The organism is Pseudomonas mediterranea CFBP 5447 (assembly GCF_000774145.1).
Taxonomy (GTDB): Bacteria; Pseudomonadota; Gammaproteobacteria; order Pseudomonadales; family Pseudomonadaceae; genus Aquipseudomonas; species Aquipseudomonas mediterranea.
Genome location: NZ_KN322987.1, coordinates 950,520 through 967,622 on the forward strand (window position 1 = coordinate 950,520; position 17,103 = coordinate 967,622).

At 60.2% G+C, this 17,103-nt stretch carries 14 protein-coding genes; 10 read left to right on the forward strand and 4 right to left on the reverse strand.

The genetic code is table 11. The annotated features are described in order from the left end of the window. Positions 1–81 precede the first annotated feature (81 nt). Positions 82–702, reverse strand: a complete 621-nt coding sequence (locus tag N005_RS24010; protein WP_047703468.1) for a TetR/AcrR family transcriptional regulator — start codon at positions 700–702, stop codon at positions 82–84. Between the two features lie 158 nt (positions 703–860). Here N005_RS24010 and gcvA point away from each other — a divergent pair, with 158 nt between their 5' ends. The 3 genes from gcvA to N005_RS24025 all read left to right on the forward strand — a co-directional run bounded on the left by gcvA (position 861) and on the right by N005_RS24025 (position 3,467). Then, positions 861–1,766 carry a transcriptional regulator GcvA gene (gcvA, locus tag N005_RS24015; RefSeq protein ID WP_047703469.1) on the forward strand — a complete coding sequence of 302 codons (906 nt, stop codon included), beginning with the start codon at positions 861–863 and terminating at the stop codon, positions 1,764–1,766. Positions 1,767–1,841: 75 nt separating this feature from the next. After that, positions 1,842–2,669: a DMT family transporter gene (locus N005_RS24020; RefSeq protein WP_047703470.1), complete on the forward strand. Its 828-nt coding sequence runs from the start codon at positions 1,842–1,844 to the stop codon at positions 2,667–2,669. A 36-nt stretch (positions 2,670–2,705) separates the two neighbouring features. Beyond that, positions 2,706–3,467 (forward strand): SDR family oxidoreductase, encoded by a 762-nt coding sequence (locus N005_RS24025; RefSeq protein ID WP_047703471.1) that lies wholly within the window; start codon positions 2,706–2,708, stop codon positions 3,465–3,467. Positions 3,468–3,586: 119 nt separating this feature from the next. Here N005_RS24025 and N005_RS24030 read toward each other — a convergent pair whose 3' ends face one another. Further along, positions 3,587–5,005, reverse strand: coding sequence for an APC family permease (locus tag N005_RS24030; RefSeq protein ID WP_047703472.1), 1,419 nt, complete (start codon positions 5,003–5,005; stop codon positions 3,587–3,589). Positions 5,006–5,209: 204 nt separating this feature from the next. Between N005_RS24030 and feaR the strand changes: the two genes are divergently transcribed. Then, positions 5,210–6,163: a transcriptional regulator FeaR gene (gene feaR / locus N005_RS24035; RefSeq protein ID WP_052126463.1), complete on the forward strand. Its 954-nt coding sequence runs from the start codon at positions 5,210–5,212 to the stop codon at positions 6,161–6,163. Here the strand turns inward: feaR and rtcA are convergent. Then, positions 6,160–7,221 (reverse strand): RNA 3'-terminal phosphate cyclase, encoded by a 1,062-nt coding sequence (rtcA, locus tag N005_RS24040; protein WP_047703473.1) that lies wholly within the window; start codon positions 7,219–7,221, stop codon positions 6,160–6,162. The genes feaR and rtcA overlap by 4 nt on opposite strands. A 4-nt stretch (positions 7,222–7,225) precedes the next feature. Continuing rightward, on the reverse strand, positions 7,226–8,452 hold the full coding sequence (locus tag N005_RS24045) for an RtcB family protein (protein WP_047703474.1): 1,227 nt from the start codon (positions 8,450–8,452) through the stop codon (positions 7,226–7,228). Between the two features lie 207 nt (positions 8,453–8,659). On the opposite strand from N005_RS24045, the gene rtcR reads away from it, so the two are divergent. The 6 genes from rtcR (at position 8,660) to fnr (ending at position 17,090) form a co-directional block, all read left to right on the forward strand. After that, entirely contained in the window at positions 8,660–10,288 is a 1,629-nt protein-coding gene (gene rtcR, locus N005_RS24050; RefSeq protein WP_047703475.1) for an RNA repair transcriptional activator RtcR, read from the forward strand. Positions 10,289–10,440: 152 nt separating this feature from the next. After that, positions 10,441–11,514, forward strand: coding sequence for an HlyD family secretion protein (locus N005_RS24055; RefSeq protein ID WP_047703476.1), 1,074 nt, complete (start codon positions 10,441–10,443; stop codon positions 11,512–11,514). Further along, positions 11,511–14,255, forward strand: coding sequence for a ribosome-associated ATPase/putative transporter RbbA (gene rbbA, locus N005_RS24060; protein WP_047703477.1), 2,745 nt, complete (start codon positions 11,511–11,513; stop codon positions 14,253–14,255). The genes N005_RS24055 and rbbA overlap by 4 nt, the downstream gene beginning before the upstream one ends. 2 nt (positions 14,256–14,257) lie before the next feature. Then, the gene (locus N005_RS24065; RefSeq protein WP_047703478.1) at positions 14,258–15,382 is read left to right on the forward strand and encodes an ABC transporter permease; all 1,125 of its coding nucleotides are present in this window, start codon (positions 14,258–14,260) and stop codon (positions 15,380–15,382) included. Positions 15,383–15,530: 148 nt separating this feature from the next. Next, positions 15,531–16,178 (forward strand): BON domain-containing protein, encoded by a 648-nt coding sequence (locus N005_RS24070; RefSeq protein ID WP_047703479.1) that lies wholly within the window; start codon positions 15,531–15,533, stop codon positions 16,176–16,178. A gap of 159 nt (positions 16,179–16,337) precedes the next feature. Continuing rightward, a complete protein-coding gene (gene fnr / locus N005_RS24075; RefSeq protein WP_047703480.1) occupies positions 16,338–17,090 on the forward strand; it encodes a fumarate/nitrate reduction transcriptional regulator Fnr in 753 nt (250 codons plus the stop codon). Positions 17,091–17,103 lie beyond the last annotated feature (13 nt).

Below are 17,103 nucleotides of genomic sequence, written 5' to 3' on the forward strand. Positions count from 1 at the left end.
ACGGCTCCTCGCGGAGGATAAGGCGCCCTGCTTTATCGAATTGATGGAAACGCAGCTAACTGCTGTAGCAGTCGCTGCGACTCAAGGCATGAGGCTACGCAGTACCAGATTGGCGATGCTCGTGGACGCATCCTCCACGCCATCAAGGCTGTACTGCAATAGCAATGGATTGATATACGGGCGCAACGCCAGATAGATTGCATTGACCGTTTCATCCAGGGGCGTCTTGCGTTCGAACTCACCCAGCTCACGCCCATCGGAGACGATCTGCCTCACGAATGCCCGGATGCTGGCCTCGTAGAACTGGGCGCTAGGCCAGCTCTCCGAGGCCGCGGATGCCGCGATGTCGTAGAGCTTCCGGTCGTTGAAGAACAGGCTGACACCGGTGATGACCGCGGTTTTCACCAAGCGACGAAAGCGCTCGGTGGCGGTGAGGGACTCCAGGCTGATCGCCTCATCCACGGCCGTGACAATCGTCTCCAGGCAATTGCTGCAAATGGCTTCGCCGATCGCCTGTTTCGAATCGAAGAACTTGTAGATGTAGGCCTTGGAGAAGCCAATGGCCTTGGCCAGGTCCGATACCGTGGTCTTGCCATAGCCATAGCGGCTGAAATGCTCATTCGCCGCTGCGACAATCTGGGCTCGGATCTCATGGTCGACAGGACCGCGGACATTGCGCGAAGGGAAGGATGATGGATTCATGGCGCCAGCTTACCTGCCCCCCCATGGGGTGACAAGCAATGACCAACGCACCATTCAGTCACAAGCATGCACTTTCATAGACCAATCCCGACGATGCTCTATCATGAGCCAGCGCTCATGACGCGCTTCTTCTGACGATTCGCCGGGATTCCCTATCCATGAGAGATCTGCCGCCCACCGCTACATTGCGTGCCTTTGAAGTCGCCACCCGGCACACCACCTTTACTTCAGCCGCACAGGAGTTGCATGTCACTCAGAGCGCGGTCAGCCATCAGCTCAAGCACCTCGAAGCGCTTTGGGGGTTGCAACTGTTCGAGCGCGGCAAGTCATTAAGCCTCACCCCGGCGGGGGCCACCCTGGCGCCCATCGTGAGGGAATTCTTCTTGAGCCTGGAGGCGACCCTGGCTGATCTGCGCGAGCAAAAAGGCAGGGTCCGGCTCGAAGTCAGCACCACCTACTCCTTTGCCTTGAAGTGGCTGCTGCCACGCTTGCCGAATCTCTCCCGCCAGCATCCCGAGCTGTTGGTCTCGCTGGACACCACGGACAAGATCATCCACTTCTCCGAGGCCCAGGCCGATGTCGCGATCCGCCTCGGCAAAGGCATCTACCCGGGCTTGTACTCGGAGTTCCTGTTCGGCGAGCAGGTGTTTCCGGTGGCAAGCCCCGATCTGCTGCAGCGATACGGAACACCGCGCAGCCCTGCCGAACTGTTGCACTACCCACTGCTGACCCGAGATGGCGCCGACCTGGTGCCTAAATGGGAGGCTTGGTTTCAAAAGGTCGGGCTGGAGTTCTTGCCGCTCAAGGAAAGCGTCAGGTTTGGCGATAGCAACATGACAGTCGAGGCCGCTCTGCTCGGCCAGGGTATCGCCCTGGTGCGCAGCGGGCATGTCGAAACCGAGATCAGCGACGGGCGTCTGGTGCGGCTGTTCGAAGTGCCGTTCCCATCCCCCCTCGCCTATTATTTTGTCTGCCCAAAAGGCACCGAGTCGCAGCCACATATCGTCAGCTTTCGCCAGTGGCTGAACGGTGAGGCCCTGAAAGTTCAACGCGCCTATGAATGATGCATGAGAATTTTCTCATGAAACGATGAGGAGACTTCGCTGTAGTTCCTCCCGTCCGAATGCATAAGATGGCACATGCCAATCCATATCATCCTGCTGGTTCTTTTCGCCGCGCTCCTGCATGCCAGTTGGAACGCGTTGCTGCGCGGCGGCGCCGATCGGCTCTGGTCGATGACGATCATGTGCATCGCCATCGCTATCGTCAGTGCCGTCGCCGCAGCGTTCATGGCGCCACCGGCGCCTGCCAGCTGGGGCTGCATGGTGCTTTCGGCACTGCTGCACGTCGGCTACAACCTGTTTCTCGTGCGCAGTTACCGGGTCGGCGACCTGGGACAGACCTATCCGATTTCCCGTGGATCGTCACCGGCGTTGATCACCCTCGGCGCCGCCGTCTTTGCCGGAGAACGCATCGCTCCCGGCACATTGCTCGGTATTGCGTTGGTATCAGTCGGGATCATTTCGCTGGCCTTCCGGGGACGCAAACTGTCAGTTCCCAGCCTGCCCTACGCCCTGGGAACCGGTTGTTTCATCGCCGCCTACAGCGTCACCGACGGCATCGGCACCCGCCTCTCCGGCGCCCCGCTCGCCTACACCGTGTGGATGTGCGCCCTGTGGGGCTTGATGATGCCTGGGGTGTACATCGGCCTGCGCGACGCCCGCAGCTTGTTCAGCGTCCGACCTGGAATGCTGACCGCCGTGGTCGGCGGGCTGGTTTCTTTGCTGGCCTACGGAATTGTCATCTACGCCATGAACGAAGCGCCCCTGGGCGCGGTATCGGCATTGCGCGAAACCAGCGTGCTGTTTGCGGCGCTGATTGGCTCCGTGTTCCTCGGCGAGACACTCACCGCCCGCCGAGTCCTGGCGTGCGTGGTGATCGTCAGCGGCACTCTCATGATCGGCTGATACGCCTATTCCTCACCGCTACAAGAGGTACGCTCGATGGACAACATCTCGCAGACACCGTTGATGCTGATCACCGGTGGCGGTCGCGGAGTGGGTGCCGCTACCGCGCGGCTGGCCGCCGCACGAGGCTACGACGTCGCGATCAGCTACGTGACCAACGAGTCTTCGGCGCTGGCCGTGGCGGCGGATGTGCAGGCCTTGGGACGCCGGGCGCTGGCCATGCGGGCCGACAGTGCCGACCCCGAGCAGGTCGCCGAGTTGTTCGCCGCCATCGACCGCGCGTTCGGGCGCATTGACGTCCTGGTCAATAACGCCGGGGTACTGTCCGTTCAGTCGCGCCTGGAGGACCTCGGTTTCGAACGCATGCAGCGCATCTTTGCGGTCAACGCCATCGGTCCGATGCTCTGTGCCCAGCAGGCGGTGAAACGCATGTCCTACCGGCACAACGGTTCGGGCGGCGTGGTGATCAACATCTCTTCGGCATCGGCGCGCCTCGGCAGCCCGAATGAATACATCGACTATGCGGCGTCCAAGGGTGCCCTGGAGACCTTCACCATCGGGCTGGCCAAAGAGGTGGCTCGGGAAGGGATACGCGTCAACGGTATACGCCCCGGTCACATCTACACCGACATGCATGCCAGCGGCGGCGAGCCGGGGCGGGTCGATCGTGTCAAGGACTCGATCCCCATGGGCCGAGGCGGCCAGCCGGAGGAAGTGGCGCGGGCGATTCTGTGGCTGGCCAGCGCGGAGGCATCCTTCGTTACCGGTACGTTCCTCGATGTGACTGGGGGAAAATGAGCGGCTGGTCAGGTCTCGACATTGATAGGGTCAAGGGTAGCGTCAGTGGGTCAAGCCGGATCTGCTGCGACAGCACCTTGAAAGCTGGCGCTGATCTGTGAGTCCCTTCACCTTATTGTTCATTGTGAAACGACGTTGCGATTGGCAGCACGATCCTGCACTTGGCGAATGGCATAGAGCACCAGGGACAGCAACAGGATGCCGATTCCGCTGAGCACCTCCTTGAGCCCGCCATAACCGGCCAATTCCGCCGAGGCCGTTCCGACCAACACCACTGCGCCGGTGAAGAGGGTCAGTAGCCAGGCAATAGGCACCCAGCCCTTGCCCAATCTGACCGGACGAGGGATCTCGGGCGCATCCCGACGCAAGAGCAGGAACCCCGAGAGCGCGAAGAAAATAGCGACCAGATAGCCGATGTTGGCGGTGACCAGCATGGCCAGCGGAGAAGACAACAGGAAGATCATGCCCAGATTCAGCACGACGGCCACGGTCATGCACCGCCCAGGTACCTGGTGTTTGTTGAGCACGCCCAACTGACGAACAGTCAGGCCCTCCAGCGCCATGCCGTAGAGCGCCCGCGAACCGTCCGCCAAGGCCGCATTGAGCCCCATGAACAACCCCACCAGCAGGGTGGCGACGAAGAAGCTGCTATAGCCGGTACCCAGCATCGCGTTGAACGCGTCGATGTAGAAGCCACTGGGATTGCTCATCGCGGCCTCGCTGTCGACCATGCCGCCCAGACCGAACGCGACTGCGGCGAAGACGGCAACGGTGTAGCCACCCGAGGTGAGCAGGGCCAGGCGCATGTCGCGTTGGCTGCGATATTCGGGGCCGAAGGCCGCGCACATCTCGGTGCCGTAGGCGCTCCAACTGACCAGGAACAACCAGACCATCGCCGTGCGCAGACCACCCCAGCCAAGATCAGCAGGCTCGACCAGCGCGTTGCGAAAGCGCTCGAAACTCCAGCTATCTCCCAACAGCGGAGCCACCGCCAGCACCAGAATCGGGATCAACAGCAGCAAGCCCATGTATTTGGAGGCGCTGGCGGCCATATGGACGCCCAGTCGATTGAACTGCCAGAAGATCAATAACAGGCCGGCGCCTATCAGCTGAGGCAGTCCCACGGTAAGAGGTCCGGCAGTGAAGGACCAATCTTGCCCGGCGAACCATTGCGCCTGGATCAGCGAACCGGCACTGACACTGACAATCGACAGCACGGCTGACCAGCCCAGCCAGTAGCCGAATGAGGCCAGGGGACCGACAAGCTTGCAGCGCCGGCGCCAGCCTTCGGTGGCGATCATTGCGATGCCGCCCGGTTTGTCGGGAAACATCGACGAGACTTCGAGGAAGATCCAGTTCTGACAGGCGCCGATGGCCGCCGAACCCACCCACAGCACAAGCGCGTACACAGGCCCCAGCACGCCCAGTGCGAAACCGAAGGAGGCGAAAATCGAGCCGGAGACGGCCATTGATAACGCGAAGGCATCTGTCCAGCGCAAGGTCTTTTGCAGATGCTGATTATTATTGTTGTTGTCCACGAAAGGACTCCGCACGATTGAGTGTTGAGCCTTCATTAAACGCCTGTCGCCGGCCAACCGGCCATGACCCAGAATGCAAGCGGATGGTCATGAGCGCCACCGTCGGTCCAGGACAGATTGATATTTAGTTAATATGTTATGAATATCGAGGTTCGTTGCCCGATCCAAAATAATAACGCCAGCTTGACTGGCAAGAGGTAGCCGATGAACACCGCCTGTCACCCGACCAACCTGTTCCTGGGTCATCAAGGCTTCGAGGCCTGGCATGGAGATCTCTCGGCCAACTGCGGGACATTTCATGTAGAGCCGCCCCTGCAAAGCGGTATTGAGGAATTCCGCGGTGCTGTGACCCCTGTGGATGACGAACACAGCCTGGTCAAAGGCGCGCGGATCATCAGCAACTGCCGCCAGGTACATCGATCACAACGCGACATTCGCCAGGACGACAAGGATTTTTTCTTCCTGGTCATGCAACTGGATGGGCAGGCGACCGCCTGCCAGCCGGGTACGCAAACCATCCTGCATCGGGGGGACCTGGTATTGCTGGATGTAAGCCGGCCCTGCGAATTTCGATTCGAGGGCTGGAGCGATCAGGTTTCGGTGATCCTGCCACGTAAATCCGTGCTCCAGCGCTTCCGGGAACACCAGTTGCAGATCAACCATCGTATCGACGCAGCGTCACCGATGGGACGCATGAGCGGCCTGCTGTTGCAACAACTGATCGGCAATCCCGGCATGTCAGAGCCTGAGACGCGGGCAACACTGGAGGCGATCATCACCCTGCTACGCCCGGCCATAGGTAGCGCCGGCGACCACCCCACCTCACCCCGGGCCGACACCGCTACATTGCTCAAGGCCAGGGCCCTCATCGACCGCCAACTGACACAAGAGAACCTGACGCCCGAATACCTCGCCTCGACGCTGGGGGTTTCGCTGCGCAATTTGCACCGCATATTTTCCCAAGGCGATATGACGGTGAGCCGCTACATTCTCGAACGACGCCTGCAGCATTGCGCGGAGCAGATCAAGCAAAGCGATACCAAGATCATGAGCATCGCTTTATCGAGCGGCTTCAAGGATTTCAGTCATTTCTCCCGAGCGTTCAAACGGCATTTTGGCTCATCCCCCAGTGACTATCGTCACCAGCCATACGCCTAGCCGCCATTGCTGTCATGTCCTGACAACTGGCGAGCATGAAGCTCGACAACAACGCTTCCCTGCCCGGAAAGTCCAGTGAGACGCACATCGACAGCGATGAATTGCTGGATCACCGCTGCGTTGGTGCGGATGTGATTGCTCAAACGCTCCGTCGTCAGTTTGCCAGCGCCGGCGATGGCCATCGGCAACATCAATTGATCCGCCAGGCGATTGCCAACCGCTGCATTCGATTGAGTCCACGCCATGAGTTCATCCACCGCCACGTCAGCGACTTGCTCTGCGCGCACACGCTCTTGCCCGATGCTCGCGAACACCTCGGTAACGCCGGCTCTGGTGGCAGTGATCGATACCACATTGCCAGGCCCCGCCTGGTCACCCAGATCGGTAACCGACAGGTCGCGTCGTTCAATCTTCAGCCTTGCCGAGAGTCGATCAAGTTCGCGATTCCCGATCGAGACAGGAATGCCCGAAACCAGCGCTCCAGACGAAACGATGGTGACGGGTGCCTGCCCGCCGTCCAGCACCAATGGTTCAAGCGTCGAAGGTCGAATGGTGGCTTCGATCACGCCCCCTCCGCAGGGGACAAAGCCATGACGCAGTAGCGCCAATTCCACCTGTGCGCCCATACGTCGTATCAAAGGCAGCCACGCCTGCTCTATGAAGTCGAAAGGCGGCGCCGCCGGATTATGTGTTCCGCCGGTAATCCGGACGGTACTCGTCCCTGTTGCCTGCAACAGCGCAGGCAACAGGGTCTGCAACACCAGTATCGTGCTGCCCGCCGTGCCGATCGCGAACGAATACTCCCCTGCCTCTACGGTCCCGGGACGGAATTCGATAGCGGTCGAATTGAGTTCCGCTCCCAGGACTTTGGCGCCGCAGATCTCAGCCGCTGCTCGTACTGCGGTGAGGTGCTGGCGCAACAGACCGGGCCGGGAGCGCTTGCCGCGTATCCCTGTCATCTGGAACGCCTGGCCGGTGATCATGGAGAGGCTGAGGGCGGTACGCAGCACCTGCCCTCCTCCCTCGGTGCCGTCGATGAGAATCAGATCCTGGCCCATCCACTCACCCCTTCACGCAGACGACTGGGCGCAGGGTATGGACCACCTCAACCAGATCGCGCTGGGCCGCCATGACCGCATCAATGTCCTTGTAGGCCATCGGGATCTCGTCGATGACCGCCGCATCCTTGCGGCACTCGACATGGGCGGTCGCCCGCACCTGGTCCTCAACGGTAAACACGGCCTTGGCCTTGGTACGGCTCATCACCCGACCCGCACCGTGTGAACAACTGCAAAAGGCTTCCTCGTTCCCCAGGCCCCGGACGATGAAACTCTTTGCGCCCATCGACCCGGGAATAATCCCCATCTGACCCTTCTGCGCAGAGACGGCGCCTTTACGGGTGAGAAGAATATCCTCCCCGAAGTAAGTCCCTCGCTCCACGTAGTTGTGGTGACAGTCGACGGCGATCAGCCGCGACTCAAAGGGCTTGGTGATGACCGACCGCACGGCATCCAGCACCGCCAACATCATGACCGCGCGGTTCTGCTTCGCGAAATCCTGGGCCCACTCGACAGCCTCGACGTAGTCATCGAAGCTGGACGTTCCTTCCCGCAGGTAGGCCAGGTCCCGGTCAGGCAGGTTCACCATGTGCCTGCGCATTTCCTCACGGGCCTTCTCGATGAAATAGCTACCGATGGCGTTGCCTACGCCGCGGGAACCGGTGTGCAACATCACCCATACATGGTCGGCTTCGTCCAGGCACACCTCGACGAAATGGTTACCGGTGCCCAGCGTTCCGAGGTGCTTGTGGTTGTTGGACTTTTCAAGGCCCGGGTGCTTTTGGGTGATGAGGTCGAAACGCCCCTCAAGGGCCGACCAGGCCTGGTCGACAATCGCCGGTGCGGTGTCCCAGGCCCCTTTGTCCCGGCCGCTACGTCCCGAGGTGCGTCCGTGCGGCACAGCCTTCTCGATTGCGGAGCGCAGGCCGAACAGATGATCGGGAAGGTCGCTGGCGCGCAGCGAGGTGCGGACCGCCGACATCCCGCAACCGAGGTCGACCCCGACTGCAGCGGGAATGACCGCGCCCTTGGTAGGAATCACGCTCCCGATCGTCGAGCCCTTTCCTAAATGAACGTCGGGCATGACCGCCATGTGCTTGAACACGAACGGCATCTGCGCGGTGTTCATCAGTTGCTGCCTGGCCTCAGGCTCAACCGGGACGCCTCGGGTCCACATCTTGATGGGCTTGCCGTTTTCGACTTCAAGCAGCTCGAAGGTTTGAGTGGTCATTGTTTTTTCGCTCCTGTGATTTCTGTTTGGGAGCTCTATAGCGAGCGGCATGCCAATTCTACGGTTGGCGGATCATATTTTTACTATCCATTTGATATTAAAGAACTTTAATCGTAATGCCTTTAATCCGAACAGGCCGGCACTGTTCACTGACAGGCCTCAAAACTATACTCAATTATCGTTCGCTATCTTTTGAGATATTCAGCAATGCAGGACAAAAAGACAGTCGCCATAGGCATCCTTGGGTCAAAGCTCGACCGCGTCGGCAAGGGGGAGCAGCGCTGGAACAAATGGCGCCCGACCCTCTCTCTGTGCCAACAGCCCGACCTGGTGATCGATCGCCTGGAGCTGATTCACGGTGAAGCGCGTTGGGACGCCGATCTCGCCTTGAAAGTAGCGGCTGATATTGCCCAGGTCTCGCCAGAGACCGAGGTTCGCCTGCACGCCATGGCGATGCGAAACCCCTGGGACTTCGAAGAGGTCTACGCCGCACTGCATGACTTCGCAGCTGACTATCCATTCGACACAGAGGACGAGGACTATCTCGTCCACATCACAACGGGCACCCACGTCCAGCAGATCGTATGGTTCCTGCTGGCCGAATCCCGGCACATCCCTGCCAAACTGATACAGACCCAGCCAGGCGGCTTGCGGGATGACGACGCAGGACCGGCAGGCAAACACGTCATCACCGACCTCGATCTCCAGCGCTACGATCAGATCGCCAAGCGATTCCAAGCCGAGCGCCTGGAGGGCACCGAACTGCTCAAGTCCGGCATTGCAACCCGCAACGCGGCGTTCAACCGGACGATAGAACAGCTCGAACGGGTCGCCGTGCGATCCCGGGCACCGATCCTGATCAGCGGCCCTACCGGGGCAGGCAAGTCCTTTCTCGCGCGGCAAATCTACGAGCTGAAACGGGGTCGCCATCAGGTCGAAGGCCCGTTCGTCGAGGTGAACTGCGCCACGTTGCGCGGCGATACCGCGATGGCGACGTTGTTCGGCCATACGAAAGGCGCGTTCACCGGCGCTCAACAGGCTCGCGAGGGCTTGCTGCGCTCGGCACACAAGGGCGTCCTGTTCCTCGACGAGATCGGAGAACTGCCGCTCGACGAGCAAGCGATGCTCCTGAAAGCGATCGAGGAAAAGAAGTTCTTGCCGATGGGCTCCGACAAGGAGGTCGAGTCTGACTTCACGCTGATCGCGGGAACCAATCGGGACCTGCACGCGCGCGTTGTTGAAGGTCTGTTCCGCGAAGACCTGTTGGCCAGGATCAACATCTGGACTTTTGTGCTGCCCGGACTGGCCAATCGGAGCGAGGACATCGAGCCAAACATCGATTTCGAATTGCAGCGCCATGCCCGGGATAACGGCCATATGGTTCGCTTCAACACCGAAGCCCGGCGTCGATATCTGGCCTTCGCCACCGCCAGGGATGCCGCCTGGCCAGGCAACTTCCGGCAACTCTCTGCGTCGATCACCCGCATGGCCACACTGGCTGACAGCGGCCGCATCGACATGGCGCTGGTGGAGGACGAGCTGGAACGACTGCGCGCCGATTGGCGGATACCGACCGCCTCGGACCCATTGTCCGAGCACTTGGCAAAAGCCGGCCTTGAGATCGACCTGTTCGATCGCCTTCAACTGGAATCGGTCCTGAAGGTCTGCAGCACAGCGACAAGCCAGGCGGATGCCGGTCGAAAGCTCTTTTCACAGAGCCGATCAGCCAAGGCATCGAGTAATGATTCCGATCGAATCCGAAAATTTCTGGCGCGATTCGACATCACCTGGAGCCAAGTCCCGGGGCTTTCAGCCCATCGTCATGGAGGAAGTTGAAACGTTAGAACGCCACCCATTCCTGGAATACCACTCGCCACTTCAATTTCTGCATTTAAAAAACAGATCTTTAACGCAGATCAACAAAGCACTTCTCATTCCAGACCTATCATCTCCCAGCGCCAATCTTCGCTGAGACCTGAGAGGCAGGGATGAATGACCTAACCGGCAAGTGGCTTAAACGCGGGGCTCTGGGAAGCTTGGTTTTGTTGGGCATTCTGGGTGCCTGGTATGTGCTCGGACCCGCCCCTATAGACCCCGATTTCGCCAGCGGCAACGGGCGAATCGAAGCCACCGAAGTCGATATAGCAAGCAAACTGGCCGGGCGTATCAGCACCATTCTGGTGGCCGAGGGCGAACAGGTCGCCGCCGGTCAGGTGCTGGCGCGCATGGATACCCAGGCGTTGCGAGCCGAACTGCTCCAGGCCCAGGCCCAGTTACAGCGGGCCCGTACCGCCAAACTCACCGCAGCCGCGCTCGTCGCGCAACGGGAAAGCGAAAAGGTTACCGCGCGGGCGGTGGTTGCCCAGCGCCAAGCTGAACTGATTGCCACACAGAAGCGCTTTGCCCGCACGGAAATCCTCGTAAGCCGCAACGCCCTCGCCCGCCAGCAGCTGGATGACGACCGCGCGCTGCTCGACAGCGGTCAGGCCGCGCTGGCGGCAGCCAACTCACAAGTATTGACGGCCCAGGCCGGGATCGAAGCCGCCAAATCTCAAGTCGAGGAGGCCCAAGCCAGCATCGAGGCGGCAGCCGCGACCGAGCAACGCCTGCAGGCGGACCTCACCGATACCGAGCTCAAGGCGCCCCGCGATGGACGCGTGCAATACCGCATCGCCGAAGAAGGCGAAGTGATTCCCGCTGGAGGCAAGGTCCTGAACCTCGTGGACCTGAGCGACGTGTACCTGACGTTCTTTTTGCCGACTCAGCAGGCCGGTCGGGTGGCTATCGGCAGCGAAGTGCACGTGATCATTGATGCCGTGCCGCAATACGTGATCCCTGCCACCGCCAGCTACGTGGACAGTGTTGCGCAATTCACGCCGAAGACGGTGGAAACTACCAGTGAACGGGAAAAGCTGATGTTCCGTATCAAGGCGCGGATAGACCCCGAACTGCTGCGCAAGCACCTCAGCCAAGTGAAAACCGGCGTACCTGGCGTGGCTCATGTCCGGCTGAACCCTCAAGCCCAATGGCCAGCCGCACTGAAGATCAAGGTGCCCGAATGACCGACGGGTTCGCTTGGGCAGCACGCCTGCAGGACGTGGGGCTGCGGTACGGCAAGACCATCGCCCTGGACAGCGTCACGGTGGATATTCCCGCCACCGCCACCGTCGGCCTGATCGGCCCGGACGGTGTCGGCAAGTCCAGCCTGTTGGGGTTGATCGCCGGGGCCCGGACCGTACAGCAAGGACGCCTGACTGTGTTGAACGGCGATATAGCCAACGCCCGTCATCGTGAAGCCCTGTGTCCCCGCATTGCCTACATGCCACAGGGTTTGGGCAAGAATCTCTACCCGACCCTGTCCGTACTTGAGAACCTGGACTTTTTTGCCCGCCTGTTCGGGCAGGGCCGGCATGAACGTCGGCAACGCATCGATGCCTTGTTGGCGAGCACCGGGCTGACCCCTTTTGCGGACCGCCCGGCAGGTAAGTTGTCGGGAGGCATGAAGCAGAAGCTGGGGCTGTGTTGCGCGCTGATTCACGACCCCGACCTGCTGATTCTTGATGAGCCCACGACCGGCGTCGATCCCTTGGCGCGTAATCAGTTCTGGGCGTTGATTGCCGACCTGCGAACGCGCAGGCCCCATATGAGCGTGCTGGTGGCTACGGCCTACATGGAAGAGGCCGAGCGCTTCGATCACTTGCTGATGATGGACGCCGGCAAGGTGTTGACCAGTGGCTCACCTGCGCAAATCCTCCAGCGAACCGAATGTCAGGACCTGGAAACAGCGTTCATCGCCCTGCTGCCACCCGACCGTCGACGGGGCCACACATCGCTGGTGATCACGCCGCGCGTCGAACGCGCTGGACAGCCGGTGATCGCCATCGAGGCCCGGGAACTGACCTGTCGCTTCGGCGCATTCACAGCAGTGGACAGTGCCAGTTTTCGCATCGAGCGCGGAGAGATCTTCGGTTTCCTGGGCTCCAATGGCTGCGGCAAGTCCACCACCATGAAGATGCTGACCGGCTTGTTACCGGCCACCTCCGGGCAGGCCTGGTTGTTCGGCAAGCAAGTCGACCCGCACGACCTCAAGACCCGACAGCGCGTGGGGTACATGTCTCAAGGCTTCTCCCTCTATAACGAGCTGACGGTACGGCAGAACCTGGTGCTGCATGCGCAGTTGTTCCATGTACCCAGGGATGAAATTGACAGCCGCGTCCACGAGGCCGCCGAACGTTTCGGCCTGAAACAGAACCTTGACGCCCTTCCCGACCGGTTGCCGTTGGGTATCCGCCAACGCCTCTCGCTGGCGGTGGCGCTGATCCATAAACCCGACGTGCTGATCCTCGACGAGCCCACCTCTGGGGTAGACCCCATCGCGCGTGACGCTTTCTGGCAGCACTTGCTCGACCTGTCGCGCAATGACGGTGTGACTATATTCATCTCCACTCATTTCATGAACGAGGCGCAGCGCTGCGACCGAATATCATTCATGCATGCCGGACGGGTATTGGTCAGCGGCGCGCCCGAGCAACTGATCATTGAGCGGGGGTTGCCCAGTTTGGAGCAAACCTTCGTTTCATACCTGGAGCAAGCCGCCGGCAGCGAGGCAACCCCAGCGCAGTCCGAGAACCCCAGCAAGCAATCACCCGCTATCGAAGCGCCGTCCAAGCCCCCCGTCAAATCGCACCGCAACGGCTTCAGCGGCCTGCGAATGTTCACTTACGCCCAACGCGAAACCATGGAAATCCGCCGCGACCCGATCCGCCTGACATTGGCGGCGCTGGGTACGGTATTGCTGATGTTCATCATGGGTTACGGCATCAGCCTGGACGTCGAAGACCTGTCGTTTGCGGTCCTGGACCGAGACCAGACCACCACCAGCCTGGCCTATGTCCGCAGTTTTTCCGGGTCGCGCTATTTTATCGAACAACCCGAGCTGCTTGACTACGTTGACCTGGAGACACGCTTGCAAAGCGGTTCAATCACCCTGGCATTGGAGATCCCGCCCAATTTCGGCCGCGACCTCAAGCGCGGCCGCCAGCCCACGGTAGCCGCTTGGGTGGACGGGGCGATGCCCATGCGCGCACGCACGATAGAGGGTTATGTCAACGGCTTGCACAGCGGCTACCTGGCAGAGCTCGGGTATAACGGAGCGGCGCTGGCCAACGTGGAAGTGCGTTACCGCTACAACCCGGATGTGGAAAGCCTGCAAGCCATGGTGCCGGCAATTATTCCGCTGTTGTTGATGATGATCCCGGCCATGCTCACTGCATTGGGGGTGGTACGGGAAAAAGAGATGGGCTCGATCATCAACCTGTATGTCACACCCGTGACCCGGTTGGAGTTCCTGCTAGGAAAACAGCAGCCCTACGTCGCCATGGGCATGCTCAACTTTTTACTGATGTGTGCCTTGGCCGTCTGGGTGTTCGGCGTGCCGCTCAAAGGCAGTCTCTGGGTGCTGAGCCTGGGGGCGTTGCTGTATGTCGGCACCTCCACGGGGTTGGGCCTGTGGTTGTCGACATTCATGAGCAGCCAGATTGCGGCCGTCTTCGGCACCGCCATTGTCACCCTGCTGCCGGCCATCCAGTTTTCCGGATTGATCAACCCGGTTTCCTCACTGGAGGGTTTCGGCGCCCTGGTCGGCAAGGTGTATCCCACCGCACAGTTTCTCACGATCAGCCGAGGGGTGTTTTCAAAGGCGCTGGAGCTGCAGGCGCTGGCGCCTTATTTCCTGCAACTGCTGGTGACGGTGCCGATCCTGATTGGCCTGAGTGTGCTCTGCCTGCACAAACAGGAGCGCTAGCCATGTACAGTCTCTTGAACATCCTGCGCCTGGGCATCAAGGAGTTCCGCAGCCTGTACCACGACCGGGCGATGCTGATCCTGATCGTCTGGGCCTTCTCGTTCGGCATCTACACTGCCGCCTCGGGCATACCCGAGGCGTTGCACCACGCGCCGCTGGCCATCGTCGATGAAGATCACTCGCAACTCTCCGAACGATTGAACGCGGCTTTTCAACTGCCCTACTTCCTGCCTCCAGCGAAAATCAACAGCCAGCAGGTCGATGCGGGCATGGACAGCGGTCGTTATACGTTCGCCCTTGATATTGCGCCCGATTTTCAACAGGACGTCCTCGCTGGGCGCCGTCCAAGCCTGCAGCTCAACGTCGATGCCACCCAGATCGGCCAGGCCTTCACAGGCGCAGGCTACATCCAGACCATCGTCGCCACTGAAATCGGCAAATTCGTCCAAGGCTTGCGCGATGGGCCGCGCCCGCCGGTGAGCTTGGCCATGCGCATGCAGTTCAATCCCAACCTGACCCAGGCCTGGTTCACCTCGGTGATGCAACTGATTGATTACATCACCATGGTGTCGATCATCCTCACGGGTGCAGCACTGATTCGAGAACGTGAGCACGGCACCCTGGAACATTTGCTGGTGATGCCGCTACGGGCGTTCGAGATCATGTTGGCCAAGATCTGGTCCATGGGTCTGGTGGTGCTGCTGGCCACCGCTTTTGCCATATGGGTGATCGTCCAGGGCTGGGTGGCCGTGCCCATCAGCGGCTCCATCGGCTTGTTCCTGCTCGGCACCGCGCTGCACTTGTTTGCAACCACCTCCATCGGTATCTACCTGGGCACCGTGGCGCGCTCAATGCCTCAATTAGGGCTGCTGAGTATTTTGATCCTGCTGCCGCTCCAGTTGCTTTCCGGCGGGGCCACTCCACGCGAAAGCATGCCGCAGCTCGTGCAGAACCTGATGCTGGCCGCCCCCACCACACACTTCGTCAGCTTCGCCCAAGGCATTTTGTACCGGGGTGCGGGACTGGCGATTGTCTGGCCGCAATTCCTGGCGATTGCTTCGATCGGCACGCTGTTTTTCATAGCGGCATTACTGCGATTTCGCCGTGCAATCTCGCAGATGGCTTGAGGCTTCATCGAAAAGCCGATTACCGCGTTGTGTGCTCGCTTGAGCCTTATTGATTTAGCTCAATGTCACTGCGTCGCTCAGGCGTAAAAAAAGCAGGCCGGGTATTTAACGGCTCCGCATTTTCCACCGTTGCATGGAGGATCCTGAAATGAGCGACTTGAGCCTGCGAAACACTCTTCTCGAAGCACTTGAGTTCCAACCTGATATCAACGCCGCAAATATAGGCGTGGCCGTGGACAACGGCGTCGTCACCCTTTCTGGACACGTCAGTAGCTTCGCCCAGAAAATCAGCGCGGAACGTGCCGTCAAGGGCGTCAAAGGGGTGCGCGCCGTGGCTGAGGAAATACAGGTCAGACCGAACCAGAACTCCGGTACGACAGATGACGTCATTGCCAATCGCGCGCTGAACATTCTCAACTGGAGCTCCGATGTCCCTGAAGGCGACATCAAGCTGGTCGTGCACAATGGCTGGGTCGCTCTGGAAGGTGAAGTGGATTGGCAGTACCAGAGGGAGGCTGCTGAGCGAGCAGTGTTCAAATTATCCGGCGTGGTGGGTGTGAAAAACCGACTCACCCTGCGCCCACGGGCGGATGCAGGCGATATCCAGCGTTGTATCGAGGATGCCCTCAAGCGCAGTGCCGAACTCGACGCCAAACAGATCCACGTCAAGGTCGACGGCGATGTGGTAAGACTCGACGGCAAGGTCCATTTATGGAGCCAACGCCGATTGGCGGAGCGGGCAGCCTGGTCTGTGCCTGGAGTCAGAGAGGTGGACGATCATTTATTGCTGGTCTGACCAGGGCTGCGGAGCGCCGCGTATCTCCCGTCTTTGTGACTGGCTTGAAGGGTCGCAACCCATCGCTGAATCGACAGACGGTAGGATTCAGGCGACAAAAAACAGGCACGGTTCTGAGTCGGTCTTCTATGCTTGCTCCAATTATAGGAATTTTTCCCTATGGTCGAGCTGGAACCGCGTCTTTTGAAGGTACATGCCCTCCGGACCGCTTGCTCAAACTGCAGCGTGCTGGAACTGTGCCTGCCGATCGGCCTTACGGGCGATGAGGTCGAGCGCCTCGACACCCTGATCACCCAGCGGCTCAAGGTCAAGAAAGGCGCGGCGCTGTATCGCACCGGCGACCCATTGCGCTCGTTGTATGCGGTGAGAGTGGGCTTTTTCAAGACCAGCGTCCTTTCGGTAGACGGTCGCGAGCAAGTCACCGGTTTCCAGATGCAAGGCGAAATGCTCGGCCTGGACGCTATCAGCAGCGATCACTACGCCTGTAATGCCATTGCCCTGGAAGACAGCGAAGTCTGCCCGCTGCCTTTCAACCTCTTGGAAAAACTGGCCCACGACCTACCCTCGCTACAACACAACCTGAACAAGCTCCTGAGCCAGGAAATCGTGCGCGACCACAGTATGCTGTTGATGCTCGGCAACATGAACGCCGACGAGCGCCTGGCGGCGTTCCTGTTGAATCTGTCGCAACGGCTCAATATGCGCGGCTATTCCTCGCGGGAGTTTGTCCTGCGCATGAGTCGCGAGGCGATCGGCTCCTACCTGGGCCTGCGCCTGGAAACGATTTGCCGGGGCATTGCCCACCTGCGCCAGGAGGAACTGGTGGACATGCGTGGACGCAACGTCACGATCCTGGACCTGCCCGGGCTCAAGCAGAAGGTCGCCGGTTGCCACCGTCATAGCGAGCTGTAATGCCTGCCTTGCA

What these genes read in the sequence shown, in the direction of transcription:
- N005_RS24010 (WP_047703468.1), bottom strand. Translation starts at nt 702, where the DNA reads ATGAATCCATCATCCTTCCCTTCGCGCAATGTCCGCGGTCCTGTCGAC.
- gcvA (WP_047703469.1), top strand. Translation starts at nt 861, where the DNA reads ATGAGAGATCTGCCGCCCACCGCTACATTGCGTGCCTTTGAAGTCGCC.
- N005_RS24020 (WP_047703470.1), top strand. Translation starts at nt 1,842, where the DNA reads ATGCCAATCCATATCATCCTGCTGGTTCTTTTCGCCGCGCTCCTGCAT.
- N005_RS24025 (WP_047703471.1), top strand. Translation starts at nt 2,706, where the DNA reads ATGGACAACATCTCGCAGACACCGTTGATGCTGATCACCGGTGGCGGT.
- feaR (WP_052126463.1), top strand. Translation starts at nt 5,210, where the DNA reads ATGAACACCGCCTGTCACCCGACCAACCTGTTCCTGGGTCATCAAGGC.
- rtcA (WP_047703473.1), bottom strand. Translation starts at nt 7,221, where the DNA reads ATGGGCCAGGATCTGATTCTCATCGACGGCACCGAGGGAGGAGGGCAG.
- N005_RS24045 (WP_047703474.1), bottom strand. Translation starts at nt 8,452, where the DNA reads ATGACCACTCAAACCTTCGAGCTGCTTGAAGTCGAAAACGGCAAGCCC.
- rtcR (WP_047703475.1), top strand. Translation starts at nt 8,660, where the DNA reads ATGCAGGACAAAAAGACAGTCGCCATAGGCATCCTTGGGTCAAAGCTC.
- N005_RS24055 (WP_047703476.1), top strand. Translation starts at nt 10,441, where the DNA reads ATGAATGACCTAACCGGCAAGTGGCTTAAACGCGGGGCTCTGGGAAGC.
- rbbA (WP_047703477.1), top strand. Translation starts at nt 11,511, where the DNA reads ATGACCGACGGGTTCGCTTGGGCAGCACGCCTGCAGGACGTGGGGCTG.
- N005_RS24065 (WP_047703478.1), top strand. Translation starts at nt 14,258, where the DNA reads ATGTACAGTCTCTTGAACATCCTGCGCCTGGGCATCAAGGAGTTCCGC.
- N005_RS24070 (WP_047703479.1), top strand. Translation starts at nt 15,531, where the DNA reads ATGAGCGACTTGAGCCTGCGAAACACTCTTCTCGAAGCACTTGAGTTC.
- fnr (WP_047703480.1), top strand. Translation starts at nt 16,338, where the DNA reads ATGGTCGAGCTGGAACCGCGTCTTTTGAAGGTACATGCCCTCCGGACC.